The 19,314-nt window shown below is 45.9% G+C and carries 16 protein-coding genes; 7 read left to right on the forward strand and 9 right to left on the reverse strand.

Annotation, left to right across the window (positions count from 1 at the left end):
* The first annotated feature begins 242 nt into the window (after nucleotides 1-242).
* Complete coding sequence (locus tag DR864_RS24005; protein ID WP_114069343.1) at nucleotides 243-1,622, forward strand: sulfatase; 1,380 nt, start codon at nucleotides 243-245, stop codon at nucleotides 1,620-1,622.
* A gap of 143 nt (nucleotides 1,623-1,765) precedes the next feature.
* The gene (locus DR864_RS24010) at nucleotides 1,766-2,416 is read left to right on the forward strand and encodes a YggS family pyridoxal phosphate-dependent enzyme (RefSeq protein WP_114069344.1); all 651 of its coding nucleotides are present in this window, start codon (nucleotides 1,766-1,768) and stop codon (nucleotides 2,414-2,416) included.
* A 55-nt stretch (nucleotides 2,417-2,471) separates the two neighbouring features.
* On the opposite strand, the gene DR864_RS24015 is transcribed toward DR864_RS24010, so the two are convergent.
* From DR864_RS24015 to DR864_RS24025, 3 genes are read right to left on the reverse strand one after another with little or no spacing between them, the layout of a single operon-like run.
* Nucleotides 2,472-2,798 carry a cupin domain-containing protein gene (locus DR864_RS24015; RefSeq protein WP_114069345.1) on the reverse strand — a complete coding sequence of 109 codons (327 nt, stop codon included), beginning with the start codon at nucleotides 2,796-2,798 and terminating at the stop codon, nucleotides 2,472-2,474.
* A gap of 29 nt (nucleotides 2,799-2,827) precedes the next feature.
* The gene (locus tag DR864_RS24020; RefSeq protein ID WP_114069346.1) at nucleotides 2,828-3,355 is read right to left on the reverse strand and encodes a DinB family protein; all 528 of its coding nucleotides are present in this window, start codon (nucleotides 3,353-3,355) and stop codon (nucleotides 2,828-2,830) included.
* Nucleotides 3,356-3,383: 28 nt separating this feature from the next.
* Nucleotides 3,384-4,019 (reverse strand): pyridoxamine 5'-phosphate oxidase family protein, encoded by a 636-nt coding sequence (locus DR864_RS24025; protein WP_114069347.1) that lies wholly within the window; start codon nucleotides 4,017-4,019, stop codon nucleotides 3,384-3,386.
* Nucleotides 4,020-4,134: 115 nt separating this feature from the next.
* Here DR864_RS24025 and DR864_RS24030 point away from each other — a divergent pair, with 115 nt between their 5' ends.
* From DR864_RS24030 to DR864_RS24045, 4 genes are all read left to right on the forward strand, one after another.
* Entirely contained in the window at nucleotides 4,135-5,568 is a 1,434-nt protein-coding gene (locus DR864_RS24030) for an amidohydrolase (RefSeq protein ID WP_114069348.1), read from the forward strand.
* Nucleotides 5,569-5,577: 9 nt separating this feature from the next.
* On the forward strand, nucleotides 5,578-7,056 hold the full coding sequence (locus DR864_RS24035) for an aminotransferase-like domain-containing protein (RefSeq protein WP_114069349.1): 1,479 nt from the start codon (nucleotides 5,578-5,580) through the stop codon (nucleotides 7,054-7,056).
* Between the two features lie 62 nt (nucleotides 7,057-7,118).
* Complete coding sequence (locus tag DR864_RS24040; RefSeq protein ID WP_114069350.1) at nucleotides 7,119-7,706, forward strand: HD domain-containing protein; 588 nt, start codon at nucleotides 7,119-7,121, stop codon at nucleotides 7,704-7,706.
* Between the two features lie 111 nt (nucleotides 7,707-7,817).
* Nucleotides 7,818-8,234: a Uma2 family endonuclease gene (locus DR864_RS24045; protein ID WP_229599461.1), complete on the forward strand. Its 417-nt coding sequence runs from the start codon at nucleotides 7,818-7,820 to the stop codon at nucleotides 8,232-8,234.
* Nucleotides 8,235-8,292: 58 nt separating this feature from the next.
* Here the strand turns inward: DR864_RS24045 and DR864_RS24050 are convergent, their stop codons facing one another.
* A complete protein-coding gene (locus DR864_RS24050) occupies nucleotides 8,293-9,324 on the reverse strand; it encodes an alpha/beta hydrolase family protein (protein ID WP_114069352.1) in 1,032 nt (343 codons plus the stop codon).
* Between the two features lie 147 nt (nucleotides 9,325-9,471).
* On the opposite strand from DR864_RS24050, the gene DR864_RS24055 reads away from it, so the two are divergent.
* The gene (locus DR864_RS24055) at nucleotides 9,472-10,068 is read left to right on the forward strand and encodes a Pycsar system effector family protein (RefSeq protein ID WP_162794097.1); all 597 of its coding nucleotides are present in this window, start codon (nucleotides 9,472-9,474) and stop codon (nucleotides 10,066-10,068) included.
* Here DR864_RS24055 and DR864_RS24060 read toward each other — a convergent pair.
* From DR864_RS24060 to DR864_RS24080, 5 genes are all read right to left on the reverse strand, one after another.
* Nucleotides 10,065-11,132: a hypothetical protein gene (locus DR864_RS24060; RefSeq protein WP_114069354.1), complete on the reverse strand. Its 1,068-nt coding sequence runs from the start codon at nucleotides 11,130-11,132 to the stop codon at nucleotides 10,065-10,067. The genes DR864_RS24055 and DR864_RS24060 overlap by 4 nt on opposite strands.
* A 62-nt stretch (nucleotides 11,133-11,194) precedes the next feature.
* Nucleotides 11,195-13,420: a sensor histidine kinase gene (locus DR864_RS30255; RefSeq protein WP_114069355.1), complete on the reverse strand. Its 2,226-nt coding sequence runs from the start codon at nucleotides 13,418-13,420 to the stop codon at nucleotides 11,195-11,197.
* 20 nt (nucleotides 13,421-13,440) lie between these two features.
* Complete coding sequence (locus DR864_RS30260) at nucleotides 13,441-15,648, reverse strand: ATP-binding protein (RefSeq protein WP_229599462.1); 2,208 nt, start codon at nucleotides 15,646-15,648, stop codon at nucleotides 13,441-13,443.
* A gap of 161 nt (nucleotides 15,649-15,809) precedes the next feature.
* On the reverse strand, nucleotides 15,810-17,858 hold the full coding sequence (locus DR864_RS24075; RefSeq protein ID WP_114069356.1) for a tetratricopeptide repeat-containing sensor histidine kinase: 2,049 nt from the start codon (nucleotides 17,856-17,858) through the stop codon (nucleotides 15,810-15,812).
* A gap of 14 nt (nucleotides 17,859-17,872) precedes the next feature.
* Nucleotides 17,873-19,252, reverse strand: a complete 1,380-nt coding sequence (locus tag DR864_RS24080; RefSeq protein ID WP_114069357.1) for an ATP-binding protein — start codon at nucleotides 19,250-19,252, stop codon at nucleotides 17,873-17,875.
* Nucleotides 19,253-19,314 lie beyond the last annotated feature (62 nt).

Below are 19,314 nucleotides of genomic sequence, written 5' to 3' on the forward strand. Positions count from 1 at the left end.
TTTTGGAGGCGGTCGATGGTTTTACCGAATTATCCTCAGGAGTTCGCTCCAGAGCTACATCCTAATGGTATGCGCGTTAGTGTGACAGTCGTTGGCTAAGTGAGGCTAAATGATCTTTGTGGTCAAAGTGCAAAATTCTGAGGAAGTCATCATAAATAATAAAAAATAGCCCACGATAAAAACGACGGGATTGCCTTTTAGAAAGATAACGAATAGTATAAATCTTTCTGAGGGCTCGTAAAATGAATAAATCAGCGATTTTGTCGATTGTGGCTGCAGTGGGCTTTTTGTTGAGTCAACAAAGTGTTGCCCAAACCAAGCGGCCCAATATCATCTTCATTTTGGCCGACGATTTGGCACAGGCAGATTTGGGGTGCTACGGTAATCCCTTTAATGAAACCCCCAATATTGACCGAATTGCCAAAAGCGGTATTAAATTCACCCAAAGTTATTCGGCTTGTCCTGTGTGCTCACCTTCACGGGCCGCTATCATGACTGGCAAGCATCCTGCTCGACTCAAACTGACCAATTTTTTGGTGGGCGAGCGTACAGATTCATTGTCGCCGCTGTTGCCTGCCAAATGGACAAAGTACCTTGGAGCATCAGAGCTCACCTTGGCCGAAAGACTCAAAACCCAAGGCTATCGTACTGGCTTTGTGGGGAAATGGCACCTGGGCGGTGGTGATTCGTTGGCTCCCTGGGGGCAGGGGTTTGATTATTCCCGAATGATTGGTAAAAATGGACTGGATTACTACAATTACGGTATCTACGAAGATAATTTCCAAAAAACGTTTGAAGACAAAGGAACTACTTACTTGACCGATAAACTCACGGATTACGCCCTTGATTTTGTCAAAAAATCGGATAAAAACCAGCCTTTTTTCCTTTACCTCTGCTATTCGGCACCGCACGTATTTCTGATTCCCCGGGGCGATAAAGTGAGCAAATACCTAAAAAAATACGAGAAATTCCAAGGCAAGTATAACCCCTATTACGCCGCGATGATTGAAAGCATGGACGATGGTGTCGGCGAAATTATGAAGGTGCTGGAGGCGCAAGGGTTGGCCGAAAACACCCTCATTATTTTTACTTCCGACAATGGTGGCGTGGGAATTCCTGAGCTTGGGCCCATTCCTACTACGGCGGGTAACCTGCGTAAATGGAAAGGATTTACCTACGAAGGTGGTATTCGGGTTCCTACTCTTATTTCGTGGAAAGGCACCCTGCCAGCCGCGCAGACTTGTGACCGGTATTTTATCAATACGGATTATACGCCCACGCTGCTGGAAATGCTAGGGCAGGAATCGAACGTATCTCCTGACGCCAAAAGTTTTTATGCCCTGCTCAAAAACCCCAAAGCCGCGTTTGACAGGGGATTAATTTTTTGGCATTATCCGCATTTTAGCAATCAACTGAGTCGACCGTCGGGGGCGGTGCGGTTAGGAGATTGGAAGTTGGTAAAAAGCTACGAAACCAACGAAACGGCGCTGTTTAACCTCAGAAATGATGAATCCGAAACCACTGATGTCAGTAAAGCGAACCCTGATAAAGCCAAGGAATTACACCAAAAGTTGACTGAGTGGCTGACGAAGATTGATGCCAACATGCCAATAAGAAAATGAGTCGTTTTTCTGTTATTCGTTGTTATGTTTGGAATCGGCTTGGTAGGTATTGCCGTAACTCGTCAAAACCTTTGCTTTTTCGTCAAATCACTTTTTTTCAGTCCCTGAAAGAGGTAATTTTACGGGAAATGATTCAATGAGTTATGTCAATTGCCGAGAATATACAACGAATCAAGGCGGAGATTGCCCCCAAGGCCCGCCTGATTGCCGTCACCAAAACCAAGCCTGTCGAAATGCTCATGGAAGCATACGAGGCTGGATTTAAGCGCTACGGAGAAAACAAGGTGCAGGAAATGGTGACCAAATACGAACAAATGCCCAAAGACATTGAATGGCATTTGATTGGGCATTTGCAAACCAACAAAGTGAAGTACATTGCGCCGTTTGTGGCCATGATTCACTCGGTCGATAGCTTCAAATTGTTACAAGAAATCAATAAACAGGCGGCAAAAAATAACCGTGTGATTGACTGCTTGCTTCAGATTTTTATCGCCCAAGAAGAAACGAAATTTGGCCTTTCGGCAGAAGAAGCCAACGAATTGCTGGCGTCGGATGAATTTAAGGCTTTGGAAAATATACGCATTGTGGGACTCATGGGGATGGCTTCCAACACCGAAAATGAAGACCAAGTTCGTCAGGAATTTAAGGGATTAAAGCAGTTTTTTGATAGCCTTCAGGCGGCTCATCCTTCCATGATAGAATTGTCGATGGGTATGAGTGGCGACTATCTCCTCGCCGTAGAAGAAGGTAGCACGCTGGTGCGCGTGGGCAGCGCTATTTTTGGTTCAAGATAAATTTTCCGTCAGACGGGTATGTTTTGAGTAATTGTACCTGTCCGACGGTTAGAATTTATTCTTCAACTACAACGGGGCCAAAAAACAGTACCCAAGTCGAAAAATTTTCACTAAATGTGGTGAATTTGTGGGCGGTGTAGGCGGGTACAAATAAAAAGTCACCCGTTTTAACGTCGGTGGTTTTGCCTTCCAATTCAAAAGTAGCCTCGCCGGTGGCAATAATATACACCTCGTCGCGGTCGTGCGGGGTTTGCTTATCGACAAGATGAGGTTTATACATCTCTACTTCTAACGTACCGTTTTGAAAAAGCAACAAGAACTCTTTGTTGTGTTGGCTTAGCTTTTCGGTGGCATCGGCGAGGCTTACTTTGTGAGAAAACATGGCTGTACAGGTTAAAATAATGTTGAAATCTACGCCTGAATCAAGGGGAAATAACGCTCTTTCAGCACTTTCAAGTGGTGAATCGGGTGGCCAATCAGCACAAATCCTAACGCCAACGGACTGATGCGTTGGTTGAAACTAATGCCTTCGCGGTGCAACATTTCGGGGCTGAAACTTTTGAAAAGAGCAATCGTGGATTGACGCACCAACAAGAATTCCTCCAATAAATCGTCAATGCTGCGTTGGTTGGCCGTGGTATTGGCCCCAAACAACTCTTCATCGTAACCGGGAAGCGCAGTTTTGTCATTGCGGGCAAAGCGCATGGCGCGGTACGACATAATGCGCTCGTTGTCAATGAGATGTTGTAGGATGTCTTTAGCGGTCCACTTGCCTGGAGCATACACTTGGTCGCCTAGTTGAAGCATGGCCTGTCGGATGGCCTCGTCGTGGTACAGCTTGGCCGTTTGTTGGAGTCCTTCCACCACGTCGATGTCGTCGGCGAGCAGGATATAACGGTCAAAAAATTGGGGCATGTGCTGAATATCAGAACGTTTCATGTTGATTGATTATCCCTGTTTGTAACATTTATGATAAATGACTCAGATGCTCAGGCAAAGGTACATTTTTACTGAAATCATCCGCAACGGGAGTCCCTCGACCGCTCCGCAACGGAATCAAGCCCGACCAAATCGGTAAGTCCAAATCCTCTTTTTCGTCGTTGGGCATTCCAGTGCGGGTTTTGGCCGACGCTTCCTCAATTTTGAAACCTAAAACGGTTGTTTTTCTTACTTCGCTTTCGGTCATGGGGCGGAGATAATCCCAACTATTCGGGACTATTTTTTCGGTAATCCATTTCAGCGTTTCTACTTTTCTATTGTATTCTTCAATTTTTTCAGCGTTAGAAAACAAGATAACCGAACGATAATTAACGGAGTGACTAAAGGCCGATTTTGCCACCACGAGCGCATCGGTCAGCATCACCGTAATACACACGGGAATTCCTTTTTCGATTTCACGAATGAAATGACTACCCACCGAACCGTGCAAGTAAAGTACGTTTTCGTAGCGGGCAAAGGCCGTGGGAATGGAAAATGGTTGGCCATTGATGACACAACTGACGGTGCAAAAAAGCGCTTCGTCCAGAATGGAATAAACGGTTGCTTCATCATAATGAGCGCGTTTGGCCGAGCGACTTGGGATGGTACGGGGAGTGGGCTGCATGGGTTGGATATTTGGCTTTTTTTTGACAAAATTATATCTTTACTGGATTGCTATACGTGTCCACTTTTGACAAACTGAGTAGTCCACTTCTTTTACCTAAAACTAAAAACCAACGATGAGAAAGTATTTTGCATTTGTTTTATTTTCCCTCATGGGAAGCGTGTTAGCGCAGACGGTTCCCAATAAGGCCCACGAAAATGCCATCAAAGAAATTAACCAAAAAGAAAAGATGTATGGCGCGATGGCCAAGCAGATTTGGAACTACGCTGAGGTAGGCTATCAGGAAGTAAAAAGCTCCGCATTGCTTCAGCAACAACTTCAGAAAGAAGGCTTTAAAGTGCAGGCTGGCGTGGCTGAAATTCCTACGGCGTTCGTGGCGACGTTTGGAGAAGGAAAACCCGTGATTGGGATTTTGGGGGAATTTGACGCCTTGCCCGGCCTTTCGCAAGACTCCATTCCTGTCAAAAAAGCGATAGGCGGCATAGCAGGTCATGCCTGCGGGCATCATTTGTTTGGGGTGGCTTCGATGGCATCGGCCATTGCCGTAAAAAATTGGCTCGTTCAATCGGGGCATAAAGGAACGATTCGTTTTTATGGAACACCTGCCGAAGAAGGTGGTGCGGGTAAAATATACATGGTTCGGGAAGGGTTGTTTAACGACGTAGACGTGGTATTGCATTGGCATCCGGGAGATGGCAACAGTGCCAATTCTTCCTCTTCATTGGCCAACAAATCGGCTAAATTCCGTTTTCATGGTATCTCAGCCCACGCTGCAGGAGCCCCCGATCGGGGCCGTTCGGCTTTGGACGGCGTAGAGGTAATGAATTATGCCGTCAATATGATGCGAGAACACGTTCCTTCGGCTTCGCGGATTCACTACGTCATCACCAACGGAGGCAAAGCCCCTAACGTGGTTCCTGATTTTGCGGAAGTATATTACACAATACGTCACCCGAGTCGTCAGTATGTTGTGTCTATTTGGGAGCGTGTCCAGAAAGCAGCGCAAGGTGCGGCGTTGGCAACTGGCACCACTGTGGAAGAAGAGGTCATAAGCGGTGTGCATGAACTGCTTCCCAACGAAGTGTTGTCGCAAGTCATGCACCGCAACCTGAAAACAGTCGGAGGGGTAAAATACACGCCCGAAGAAGTGAAGTTTGCCGAACAAATCAGTACTTCACAAGGTATGGGAATTCGTGAAATTATGTCGGCAGCCGAAGTGGATCCTTTGGCAACGGAGGGCGGTGGCGGTGGCTCTACCGACGTGGGTGATGTAAGTTGGAACGTGCCGACGGTGGGTCTACGTACTGCCACTTGGGTACCGGGCACCCCCGCGCACAGCTGGCAGGCGGTGGCGGCCGGTGGAATGAGCATCGGGCGCAAAGGCATGATGGTGGCGGCCAAAACATTGGCGATGACGGCCATTGATTTGTTTGAAAATGAAAAAACCATTGCCGATGCCAAAGCAGAATTTGACAAAAGGAGAGGTGCTGATTTTAAATACAACGCATTGATAGGCAACCGAAAACCAGCGTTGAATTACCGTGATTAGAAAGCTAGAATGATTGCTTATCAGCGCCTGTTGACCATTGATAAAACGGCAAAACTGCCTGCATATCTCCAGCTGGCGAATCAGATGATGAGTTTGATTCGCGGTGGGGAGTTGCGGGCAGGTCAAAAGCTACTCGGGACGCGTCAATTGGCGCAGTTTTTGGGCATTCATCGTAAAACTGTAGTGCAGGCCTACGACGAATTGTTGGCGCAGGGATGGCTCGAAAGCCGAACGGGCAGCGGCACTTATGTGGTGGAGAATCTGCCCGAAATAAAACCGCAACCATTGGTTGACGGGCAAAAAGAGCGCAGAAACCCCGCTAAAACGGCGGGGTTTTCTTTCGACGCATTGCCGCATTTATGGCGCCCCGCGTTGGTTTCAGGGCAGGAGCTTCACTTAGACGACGGCTTCCCAGACCCTCGGTTGGCCCCGCTAAACGAGCTAACGAGGGCGTATCGTAGCAATCTTTTACAGGGAAATCGGTACGTGCGGCTAGGGTACGGAGATACCAAAGGCTCGGGGTGGCTGCGGCGGGAGCTTGCTCTGTATTTGAACGAAACCCGGGGCTTGAAAATCACCGAAGAGAATGTGTTGATTACGCGCGGCACAATGATGGGGCTGTATCTGGTCGCCACGGGCTTGGTGAAAAAAGGGGATAATGTGGCGGTAGGTGCACTGAGCTGGTCGGGTGCCAATATGAATTTTTTGCAGGCGGGGGCAAATCTGCTCCAACTTCCCATTGATGAGCATGGGTTGGTGGTGGATGAGTTGGAGCAATATTGTCAAAAACGGCCAGTTCGTTTGGTGTATCTTACTTCTCATCACCATTATCCTACGACTGTTGCCTTGCGGGCCGACCGCCGCCTAAAACTCCTGCGCTTGGCCGAAGAGTACGGTTTCATCGTTTTTGAAGATGATTATGACTACGACTTTCATTATTTGAGCAAACCTCTTTTGCCGCTGGCGAGTGCCGACCCCGCTGGTACGGTGCTGTACTGTGGCTCATTTACCAAGGCTATTTCGCCCGCGTTTCGGGTAGGATATTTGGTTGGACCCGAAAATGTCATCAATCATTTGGCCCAACTGCGACGGATTATTGACCGCCAGGGGGATTTGGTTTTGGAAAATAGCTTTGCCGAATTGCTCCAAAACGGCGTTATTCAACGGCATCTGCGTAAGTCATTGCGCGAATACCGCGAGCGTCGCGATGTATTTTGCGAATTACTGAAAACACAGATGGGCGAGTACCTTGATTTTCAGATTCCTGACGGTGGTATGGCCGTTTGGAGTAGATTTAGGAAGGAAATTAATTTGGAACTTTTGGCTGAAAAAGCGCTAAAAAAAGAACTGGTTTTTTCGAACGGCAAACACCATGATTCGCCTAGCAATGCGCTGAATTCCACTCGTTTGGGCTTTGCATCGTCGACGGTAGAGGAACTTGAAAAGTGTGTGAATATTTTGAGAAATATAATTTTGAAGGGGGCATAAAACGTTAATAATTGGAAATCTCAATCTTTTCCTAAAAATTGTACCTTTATTTTTTGGCACCAATGAATATTGAAGACGTAGAAAATTATATTCTTGAAAAGCTTCGTAAAAGCCTTTCGCCTACGCTCTATTATCATGGGGCTCACCATACCGACGATGTTGTGGCTTCGGCGCTTAACATTGCGGCAGCGGAGGGGATCGTGGATGAAGAATCCTTGATTTTGCTCAAAACAGCGGCCCTTTATCATGATTTGGGCTTTATTACTACTTATCGCTGCCACGAAGAGGAAGGTTGTCGCATTGCGCGGCTTATGTTGCCTCATTTTGGGTACGATACTGTTCAGATTGAAAAAATTTGCGGAATGGTGATGGCTACCAAAATCCCGCAAACTCCCCATACGCATCTGGAACAAATCATTGCCGATGCCGACCTTGATTATTTGGGGCGGGATGATTTTTGGCCGATTGCCAATTCCTTGTACGAAGAACTTCGCGAACGGGAAATGGTGGCCGATATACAGGCTTGGAACAAAATTCAGGTAAGTTTTCTAACGGCGCATACTTACTGGACCGCGTCGGCGCAAGCAGGGCGAAATGCGCAAAAACAGGCTTATCTGGATGAACTCACTGAGATTATAAAAACGTATTGATTGGGTTGGAAATAGGTAGATTTGTTATCATTGAATAATTGATTTATCTTAGATAAAAAATATTTAGCGATTATGGAAACACCCTCATTAGAATTTGAAACAGAAGATGTTATGTCTTATAATCATGCTAAAATTACCTACAGGCTGGCTAAAATGTTGAGTGTTTATGATGAACAATACGATATTCTGCCCGAGTTGGAATTTGACTTATCTCATGGCCGAGCCAAGCCCGACGTAGCCATTTGTCATCGGAATAAAGTGAGTTGGTTAAGAGATATTATAAGACCTACTCAACCTCCTTTACTGGCAATAGAAATACTTTCACCTCGTCAGGCATTGAGTGATTTAACCGATAAATCGTTGGATATTTATTTCCCTTCGGGAGTTGATACAGTATGGGTGATTATACCTCAGTTTAAGCAAATTACAATCATGACCGTTACAGGGCAGGAAAATATTTCAACTGGCATCATACACAATGCTACTACTGGAATTTCTCTTGACGTAGGAACGCTATTTGCAGAATAACCAGATTTTTTTTCAAGCCAAAGGCCTTGTAATAATAATCAGACCTTTGGCTTTGTCACTACTTCACCGGATTGGGCGGCGACAGCTGTGGGGCCATAAAACGGTAAATTTCCTCGCGTGACTCACGGGCCAATTTGGTGTCAATCCGGTTGAAAATGTGCCCTCCTGGAGCGTCCTGATAAATTTTATAGTCAAATTTCTTGCCGTGGGCTTTTAGGGCATTGATAAGCCCTTCCACTTCCAGCACATTCACATCTTCATCGTTGGTGTTGGTATGGACCAAAAGCGGGGTTTTGAGCTTGTGGGCGTTCCACATTGGCGACCGCCGCCGGTATTCGGCCACGTTTTCGGAGGCATCTTTGCCGAGGTGAGTTGTGGCTGCAAATTCATTGCGATAGCTCTGGGTTTTGTACCCCATCCGGGCAATCAAATCACTGACGGGCACACCCGCATAGGCCACGCGGTAGTCTTCTGGATGGTCAAAAATATTCATGAGGGTAATCATCCCGCCGTGGCTCCAACCCATAATTCCTACCCGCTCGGCATCTACTTGCGGCATGTTTTCGACGGCCCAACGCTTGCCCGCCAATACATCGTCGTTTTCGTAATCGCCATAATCAATTTGACGGTAAAACGCACTGCCGTAGCCCGTACTGCCTCGGTATTCGGGGGCAATGACGATGTAGCCTTGGTCAATCAATTCCTTGACAATGTGCGCATTGAAGGTATTAAAATCGCCGTGTATTCCGCCATGAATGAGTACCATGAGCGGCAGTTTTTTGGAAGAAGAAAATTTCTTTGGGACAAAAGTGTACGCAGGAATCACCACGGGATTGTTGGCGCCCTGTCCCGTTGGATTTTTGACCACGTGCGGGGGCTTACTGGCGTAGCGAACTTTGTCGATGATGGCTATATCTCCCAATTTTTGATACCAAAGCAGGTCGTCGATGTTTTTGGTCAGGGCTTGGTCGGTAAAACGAAGGTTGTCTTCAAGTGCCTTGAGGCGGTCAGCGAGGTCGGTAGGGGGAGTTTGGGCTATCGCCGTTTTAAAAATGAAACTCAAGAGCAAAATAAAGTAATATTTACGCATGGGTATAGAGGGTTTATTGATGGAAATAGAAGAAAAAAATAGTTCGCCGACGATGAAGACAATGGGTGTTTTCTTCATTGATGGCTATGAGTAAATATATTCTTAAATTGCGTATTCACAAAATCAGCATAGACACAATCAACATTTATGGAGCAAGAACCGATGGAGTTTGCCAAACCTGAAAAAATCAAGGACAAAACCAAAAAAGAGAAAAAAAAGAAAGCCGACCGGACCGTTGAAACAATGTACCGCTCCACCTTGGCCAACCACATGCAACTGAGTACGTTGGCCGATCAGAAAGCGGGCTTGTTGGTGTCGGTCAATGCCATTATTATTTCGATTATGGCCTCCTTTATGGTGCGAGAATCGTTTGACAATGCTTACCTGATTATTCCTACGTGCTTGCTCGTGGTGGTGTGTTTGTCGACCATTACAGTGGCACTTTTGGCTACACGTCCTTCGGTAAAGCCCCAATCGCAAAAACTGGGCGCGGAGCATGTACACAAGATGGATTTGCTGTTTTTTGCCGACTATACGGCCCTTACGTTGGAAGAATACCAAAAGGCAATGAAAGAAATGATGGTCAAAGAAGACCGACTGCACGACAGCCTCATCAAAAATATTTACGCTCAAGGCAAGGTCATGGAGCGTAAATACCGACTTATAAAAATCGCCTACACGATTTTTATCTTTGGGTTTCCGATGGTGTTGATTTGTTATCTCATCACCTTGTATTGGGCTTAGTCGCCGTTTTTGATGGTAGGTTTGGTGCCGTTTTCTACCGTAAATACCTCTTTGATTGATTTGGGATTGTCGATGGTTTTATAAAACTCGTCGAGGTAGTTGATGGTGCGCTTGATGTAGCCTTTTTCGAGCTGTGGATTGTTTTCGTACAGGGCGTAAATTTGCGGTTTTACCCGCCTGAAATTATCAAATACCTGTTGATACACCGCGGTTGAATACGTAATGCCCCGATAAATGCGCTGCCGTACTGAGTATAGGTTGAGGGCTTGGGGCGGGCGGGCGTATTTGGCCTCAATAATGCCCGAATGGTCAAAATCATAAGGAACCGCCGTGATGTAGGTGGTTTTGTCCAGCAGTTTGATATTGTGCAAATACGGTACCGACCAGTCTGAATTCCCAATCATGTATTCAAAAACCGCCACGGTAGCCATGCTGACCGAGTCGATGAGGTACATAGGAATTTGTTTTCGATACATATTCTTGGCTTTGTTGCGTTTGGCCAGAAAAGTTTCATCTTCGAGTAAAAAGGCAAATCGGGTTTCGGTTTCGCGTTTGCCAGCCGAATCTTGATAAGTTACCCTTGCCAAGCGGGCGTCGAAACTATCGTCGGTGAGCAGGTTATACATTTTATAGACCAAATATTCCTGAAAAATGTACTCTTCATTTTGGCAGTGCGTCACCAATTTTAGTAGATTCTGACGCTCAAAGATGGTGTTTTTATCTTTCTTGCTCGGAATATTCAGCAACAACGGAGGAAACGTACAGTTGGAGGGTGAGCGCCGAAAATTCCCCCGTACCTTCACCCTGATATTCAGGGCTACTTCCCCTTTTTTCTTTCGATTGTATTCTAATTTTGCCCACCGGTAAGGCTGCTTAGCATTTTTCCGGTCTTTCATGAGGGAGCTGAAATTGGTCGTGAGATTAAGCTCCAACATATCCTCTTTTTTGAAGAGAGGTCCCAATTTGACCTTAGTAGAATCTTTGGGTTCTTTTTGCGTAAAACCCTGTAAACTAAAAAGAAACAGGGCGACGGCGATGAGGCTACGGTAGAATGAATGAGTCACGGAGAAAGAGTTTTTTCGTTTTGGCTGATGTAATTTCGGATAAATGATTGCAAAAGGTAAAATTACGTTTTTTCGTACGGTAATTTAATCACAAACGTGGTGCCTTCACCTTCTGTGCTGATGACGTCGATGCTGCCGCCGTGGCCTTTGGTGATGATGTCGTACGCCAAACTCAGACCCAAGCCCGTGCCTTCGCCGGTGGGTTTGGTGGTAAAAAAGGGCTGGAAAATCTTTTCTTTGACCGCATCAGGAATGCCCGTTCCGTTGTCTTTTATCTTGATTTCAACCCGATTCCCCTTTTTTCGGGTAGAGACGCTAACCATCGGCTGATAGGGGGCCAACAAATTGGTCGGGTCTGCCCCATTTTTTTGCTGAACGGCATAAAAAGCATTGTTTATTAGATTCAGTAATACGCGCCCGATGTCTTGCGGCACCACCTTGATGGGGGGCAGGTTTTCGTCAAAATCCGTTTTAAAATCGGAGTTAAATCTACCAGCCGCGTTGCCTTTGTCTTTGGCGCGTAGGCCGTGGTAACTCAGTCGCAGGTATTCATCGGCGAGGGCGTTGAGGTCTGTGAGTTGTCGTTCGCCTGAACCCATACGAGAGTGTTCGAGCATTCCCTTCACGATGGAAGATGCGCGCTTGCCGTGGTGATTGATTTTCTGTAAGTTTTGTTCAATATCTCCCAAAAGTTCCGCTTCCAATTCATTGGCTTGTGCTACTTCTCCTTTGGTCTTTTTATCTTCTTTGATTTCTTTCAGTTCATCCAGTAATTCGATGCTTATTTCCGAAAAATTATTGACAAAATTCAGTGGATTTTGAATCTCGTGGGCAATCCCTGCCGTCAGCTCGCCTAAGCTAGCCATTTTTTCTTTTTGAATAAGCTGATTTTGGGTAGCTTTCAGTTCTTCCAACGATTCTTCCAACTGCGCCGTGCGCTCTTTTACCTGTCGTTCGAGGGTTTCATTTTGGACGGCCAGCAAGTGCTGTTTTTCCTGTTCCTGTGCTAAGGTCTTCTTATTGAGGTCGTTGTTTTCGCGAAGTTTCTCAATCAACTCTTTGTTGGTTCTGGAAAAACTGATGGCCAAATACAGCGAAATGCACAAGGGAACGCATAAAACCGCAATTTGATACGTGATAATACCGCCCAACCATTGCTCAAAAAGTGGGTAAGAACCAGCGTTTTCAAGCAATAGATCAATGTAAAACAACAGAAACATTACCAACGAAATCCCCATTCCAATCATGATGAGCCGCGCTCCAGGTTGGTGGCGGCGAAGGGCCAAGGCCGTGACGCGAATGACCTCGGTGGTCATCAGTAGTTCGGTGCCCAGTTCGGCCCAGATGGAGCCTAAAGAATAAGGGGTAAACAGCGAAATAACCACTAATACCCCAAACACCACAATCAACCAAAATAAAATGCCAGTGGGCTGATGGTAAATCTCATATATGGCCCGAATCAAAAACAGGTAAGCGATGGGAAACGCAATGGTTTGCACAAATTCGGCCACAAAATAGTCGGAAAGGTTCTCAAAATAATCAAACGTGACTGGGATGCAGAGAAAAGCGAGGCCTAAAAAAAAGGTCGTAAATGAAAAATATAGGTTGGCGCGTTGGGTTCTATAAAGTATATAAAATGATAAATGCAGAAACGTAAGTATAAAAAATACCCCCACCTGAAACCAGCCGTAGTAGGTTTGGTGGCGTTGATATTTATTGACGTCGCTGGCGTAGGATGTTTCGATAACGGTGGCCTTGAGGCAGTGGTTTCTGCTGAAACCCACGCGGTTGTAGAAAGAACTGTGTTCGTATGCAACCCGAATGGAAATCTGAACAAACGGAAAACTCACTGAATAGGGGAGGCCAATGACGTTGGTCTTGAAAATATTGACGGCTCGGGTGGCTTTGGAGTCGGTGCTGACGGTGCCGATTTTGCGGGCGGGCAGTCCGTTGATGTAGATTTCAGAAGCCACGCTTTGGCTGATCAGCAGTGTGGTCAGCTTCTGGGCCACCAGCGGCGAAAGTTCCAGCGTAGTTCGGAACCAACCGATGTTTTTTTTGGTCAGTTGGGGAATGTTGCCTACATCGTCGGTGGGATTAACATCCGACCATCCGCTGTCGTCAAACTCGGGGTCGGCCCATGCGGGATTATCTCCCGCGTGCCATTTCCAATTTTTGTCTAGTACAAAGCCTTTTTGGGGCAGGGTATCGATGGTGATAATGCTTTGAGCGGCAACGCGGGCAAGAGGAATGAGCAGAAACAAGGCAATGAATAAGCGATTTTTCATGGGTTGGCTGTTAATTATTCTCAGACAGGCAATTTAACGATAAATTCCGTTCCCTCGCCTTGGTAGCTTTCCACATCTAAAGTGCCGCCATGGCCTTTGGTGACGATGTCGTAGGCCAGACTTAATCCTAGTCCCGTCCCTTGTCCCGTGGGTTTGGTGGTAAAAAAAGGTTGGAAAATTTTGTCCTGAACTTCTTCAGGAATGCCCGTTCCGTTGTCTTTTACGCGTATTTCGACCCAATCTACCCCATTTTTGTCGGTGATATACTGCGTACTGACCACTACCGCAGGTTGATAATTGCTGGATAAATCTGTCCCCTTTTTTTGCTGAACGGCATAAAAGGCATTATTGATAAGATTGAGCAAAACACGGCTTATATCTTGCGCAACAACGTTGATTTTAGGTAGATTTTCGGTGGCTTCAAGGCTAAAATCAGCATTAAAACACTTGTCTTTTGCGCGTAGCCCATGATAGGCCAAACGCAGGTATTCGTCGGCCAAGGTGTTGATGTCGATGGGCTCTTTCTTGCCTGAGCCCGTTCGGGAGTGTTCGAGCATTCCCTTCACGATGGAAGAAGCACGTTTGCCGTGGTGGTTGATTTTCTGCAAATTTTGCTCAATATCCCCCAACAGCTCCGTTTCCAGTTCATCGTCTTTGGGACCTTCACCTTTTGCCGTTTTTTCTTCTTTTATCTCATTCAGTTCTTTCAGAAGTTCAATGCTGACTTCTGAAAAGTTATTGACGAAATTTAATGGATTTTGAATTTCATGGGCTATCCCCGCGGTCAGCTCACCCAAAGAGGCAAGTTTCTCGGACTGAATGAGTTGGTCCTGTGTGGTTTTGAGGTGTTCGATGGAGGCTTTAAGCTCGGTGGTTCGCTCGGCCACCTGCCGTTCGAGGGTTTCATTTTGGATTGCCAAAATGTGCTGTTTTTCTTGTTCTTGCGCCAAGCTTTTGGCCGAAAGGCTTTCCAGTTCCTGAATTTTTTTACGCAATGACTGATGGGTACGGGAGTATTCGCGCACCAAAGAAAATGATAAGCCGACGGGAATGCTGAAAAGCATCACAAAGATGAGTAGCATACCAATGGTCATGACAAGTTCTATATAGCCGTTTTGGGTGTTGTTAAAGCCTACAAAAGCCCCCGCAATGGCAAAAAATACAATGGCTAAGACCAGACAGCCCGCTGCCACAACCAGCGAATAAATCGGCACTTTGGCGTTGGAATCTTTGCGGCGTTCGGCCAAGATACTTACGCGGATAAAATCTATGAAAATCAGCAAGAAAGGGGGCCATACCGCCAGTCCATACGGTACATCTACTTCAATGGCCATGCACACCAAACTCACCGCGATCAAGATCGCCTGTATAAAGAAAAAATACCTGAAGGGTTGATGTAGGTAGTGGTAAAGCGATACGTTGATGAGGATTACGCCCAGATAAAACGTGATAAAGGTGGTCAACTCTCCGATTTGCTGATGGCTTGAACTTTGTAGTTGTGTATCTAAACTTTCAGCAACAAAGGCAAGTGCAAACGTAAGCATTGTGAACCCGAGGATGAGACTTACCTTTTTTGAACGGTTTGAGCGATAAAATAAAAAATGTAATATGCTGAAAACCAAAAAAAGACCGATGCTAAAAAAAAGGAAACTGGAGGAGCGTTCGGAGGCTTTACGAATCCAAGAGCCGAGGGTTTTTGTTTCAAAGACTTTAAGCGTAAATGTTTCCTGATTAGAGCCAGGGTAATAAAAATTGGCTTTTGTAAACGAAAACCGAACCGCGATGGTGTGTTGGTTGGTATCTGGCAAACTGAATGGTATGACTTTGGCAATAGAGTACGTGATTTCTTCGGAAGGAGAGTTACTCACAACCCCCAATGTATCGAGGAGTTTGCCGTCCAAATAGATTTCGGCCGCTCCTGCCTGCCGAATGTAAAAACACAGAGGTTGATTGACCAACGACGCATTGACGCGGATGGGGCGCCGCAACCATCCAAGCTGCGCTTGGCGTATTTGGGGCAAATGATGAATGCTTTGGTCGAGCTGAATGTCTGACCATTTTTGGTCATTGAATGTCGGTTGTGCCCATTGAGGATTGTCGCCCTCGTGCCATTTCCAATGTTTACTCAAAGTGCTACCATTCTCAGAAATAGGACGTAGTGGAGTAACTTGCTGTCCTAAAATCTGACTACAACACAAAAGCAGGAAAGAAAGAAAGGCATACTTCATTCAAAAAACGCCGTTTTGAGGTGGAAATGGGTTGTTTTTAGACAAATGTAATGAAATACGAGGAGGATTGTTTTACGGCCCGACGGTTTTAGGACGCGGATAAGGTTAGGATTTCTGAAAAATGAGGAGATAACGTTGCTGAACATATACAAAGCAATTTTTTAGTGAATCGGCAATTGTACCACAAATGTTGTTCCCTCATTTTCTACACTTTCTACTTTCATTGCTCCTCCATGTCCTTTTGTTATAATATCATACGCCAAGCTCAGCCCTAGTCCAGTGCCTTCGCCAGTGGGTTTGGTGGTGAAAAAGGGCTGAAAAATTTTGGCTTTGGTGGCCTCCGACATGCCGTTGCCGTTGTCGGTGACTCGGATTTCAATATGGCTATCGGTGGCAGCGGTCGTGACGGTTACTTTGGGCATATACCCTTCAGGCGGTTTATTAACATCGGTAGCGTTTTGAACCGCAGACGCGCAATAGCTGCCGACGTTGACCGCATAAAAAGCATTGTTGATTAGATTCAGCAATACCCGTCCAATTTCTTGCGGAATGACTTGGATTTTTGGGAGATTTTTACTTGGAATTAACTCATAATCAGACTCAAAGTCATGGTTTTTTGCTTTCATACCGTGATAAGCAATGCGGAGGTATTCATCGGCCAGTTGGTTTATATCAGTCAGTTCGCGCTCGCCAGTTGATGTACGCGAATGCTCTAACATCCCTTTGACAATGCTTGATGCTCGCTTGCCGTGAAGGTTGATTTTTTCTTGGTTTTGGATCAGGTCATCCACTAATTCATTTTCTAATTCTTCGTCCCTGTCCTCTTTCCCCTTTAACCTTTCCATTTTTAGCTCTTTGGCTAATTCCACGCTCAACTCCGAGAAATTGTTGACGAAGTTTAACGGATTCTGAATTTCGTGGGCGATACCCGCCGTAAGTTCTCCCAGAGAGGCTAGTTTTTCGGATTGGATTAATTGATTTTGGGTGGCTTTCAGCGCAATGAGGGCTTTTTCGGCTTTCTCATGCTGGCGATTTATTTCCTCTTTTTGACGGTGTAAAAGATTGTTGGCTTTTTGTTTTTGGCGATTGTTGCGGTATAAAATAAACGCCAATAACGCCAATCCGCCCAATATCCCCGACAAAGCATAGATTTGGAGTTGACTCTGAAAAGCGGCTTGGTTGGCTTCAATCCGCCGTTTGGTACGTATTTCCCGTTCTTCCTCTTCGTAGGCCAATTTTTTGATTTGACTGTTTTTTTCCTGTAGGGTGAGGCTATCTTTGGCGGCCATTGCTATTTTAAAGTAATGAAAAGCTTCGCGCAGGTTGTTTTTTTGTTCATAGACTTGCGACAACAAAGTTGATGCCTCAATAAGCGTGGGTAGATGGTACGCGTGATTTCCGTTTTCTTTGATGGCTTTTTTTGCGTACAAAAGGGTCGAGTCCAACTGATTTTTATCCTTATAAACCTTAGCCAGTCCCTGATACGCCCGTGCATTGACCCCTGCAATAGTGAATTTTCGATTCCATGCGAGCGTTTGGCGGTAATAGACCACCGCACTGTCGGGTTGGCCAGAGGCAGCATAAGCAGTACCCAAAAAATAAGCCGAAGAAGTAACGTAGGTTGGTAACTGGTATTTTAGCCCAGTTTGATAGGCTTGATGTAGATAAACAAGAGCGGTATCGAGGCGGCCCATTTCTCGGTAAATGACGCCGAGCGTTAAATGAATGTCGGCAACGGGGTGGTTTTTTTGGATGATTTTTGCTTGTTCTAGGTATTCAGCCGCCTTTGTATTGTCTTTGCTCATGGTATAAATGAACGCAATGTTGGCCAAAATGACGGCAGTTTCTTGGGGCGTTCCGAATCTTTCAGCAAGGCGTCGGGTTTCCATCAGGATGGCAAGGCCGCTTGCGTATTCGTTGGTATGCGCTAAAATAAACCCTTCCGCAATACCAACGGCAATCTTTCCTTTCACAAAATCAAGGCGATTGGCCAGGGTTTTTGCCTGTCGGGCATATTGCAGGGCTACATCGGAATCAATAGAAGTGTAGCAGCGGGTCAGGTTGACCAGAAGCAAGACCTTGTTGGTGTCTTCTTTGGTGTGGGTCAAGGTTTGTTTCAGGCTGTCGGCAAGGAGTGGGCTAATGTTGGGTTGAGAGAAGGCCGCGTGTGTGATGAGCGACAGCAAAAATAGACTAAGCCATTTTTTCATGTTTGTTCTGACCTTTAGTTGATGGGTAATCTCACCATAAACGTAGTTCCTTCCCCCTCGATGCTTTCCATTTCCATTTCGCCGCCATGGCCTTTAGTGACGATGTCATAGGCCAATGAAAGTCCTAAGCCCGTACCCTGACCCGTAGGTTTGGTGGTGAAAAAAGGCTGGAAAATTTTGGACTGAACTTCTTCGGGAATCCCCGTTCCGTTGTCTCTCACTGAAACATGAATTTCGTCTTCTATCTTTTTTGTAGTTACCCAAACGGTTGGCTCATAGTTGGCTAAACCTAAGGTGTTTTTTTTATGAACGGCATAAAACGCGTTGTTAATCAAATTTAGAAATACTCGCCCTAAATCTTGCGGAACAACTTCGATATTGGGGACATTAGGGTCCAGATCGGTTATCAAATGGGCATTAAAAGACTTGTCTTTAGCGCGCAACCCGTGATAGCTCAGGCGGAGGTACTCGTCGGCGAGGGCGTTTAGGTCCGTCTGTTCTTTTTTGCCCGAGCCCGCGCGCGAGTGTTGCAACATGCCCGTAACAATGCTGGCGGCGCGCTTGCCGTGGTAGTTGATTTTTTGAAGATTCTGCACAAGGTCGTTGAGGATTTCTTCCTCCAATCCGGCGTCTCGTTGGGCTTCTTCTTTGTCTCGTTCGCTTTTCAATTCTTCTACCAATTCAGCAGATACTTCCGAAAAATTATTGACAAAGTTGAGTGGATTCTGAATTTCGTGCGCAATCCCCGCCGTAAGTTCTCCCAAAGAAGCCAGTTTTTCGGACTGAATAAGTTGTTCTTGCGTGGCTTTCAGGTCGTCGAGGGCGTGTTGTAGCTCTTCTTTTTGCTGCATAATTTCGGCGGTCCGGGCCGCCACTTGCGATTCCAAATCCAGTTTTTGGGCTTCCAGAATCCGATTGGTTTCTTCTTCCTGTTCGCGTTTGAGCCGTTCTTCTTTGATGGCTTTATCAAAAGATTTTTGTTGATTTCTGGCTACTAACGCCAAAATAAAACTGGCCGTAAGGGTGATTCCTTTCAGCGATTCAAAAAAGTTATGGTGCTTTTTATGGAATTTCGGCACCCAATATTCGCCCATGTTATCAATCAAAAAAGCCACTCCCAATGGCACAATCATCCAGAGCAACAAACGGGACGCGGAGCTTTGATTTCTTAATAAATAGGCTGGAATGGAGGCAATGATTAAGAGAAGAAAAAAAACGAGGGGCGAGATGAAATCAGTATCCGCTACTACTTCAACTGCCAACAAACCAAACGCCGCAAAGCGTGCGTATTTGAGGCGTTGGTCCCACTCGGGGAGGCGCTCTTTGGTTTGTAAAAATTTTTGAATAAAAGGCAGTAAGAAAAAAGCAACCATGAAGGGCGTGACAAAATTCATAGCTGGAAAAAGGTTTTGAAATGATTAAGCGCCATAAAACGACTCTTGCCGTTGTTTTTTCT

Origin of the sequence: Runella rosea (assembly GCF_003325355.1) — a bacterium.
Lineage (GTDB): Bacteria > Bacteroidota > Bacteroidia > Cytophagales > Spirosomataceae > Runella > Runella rosea.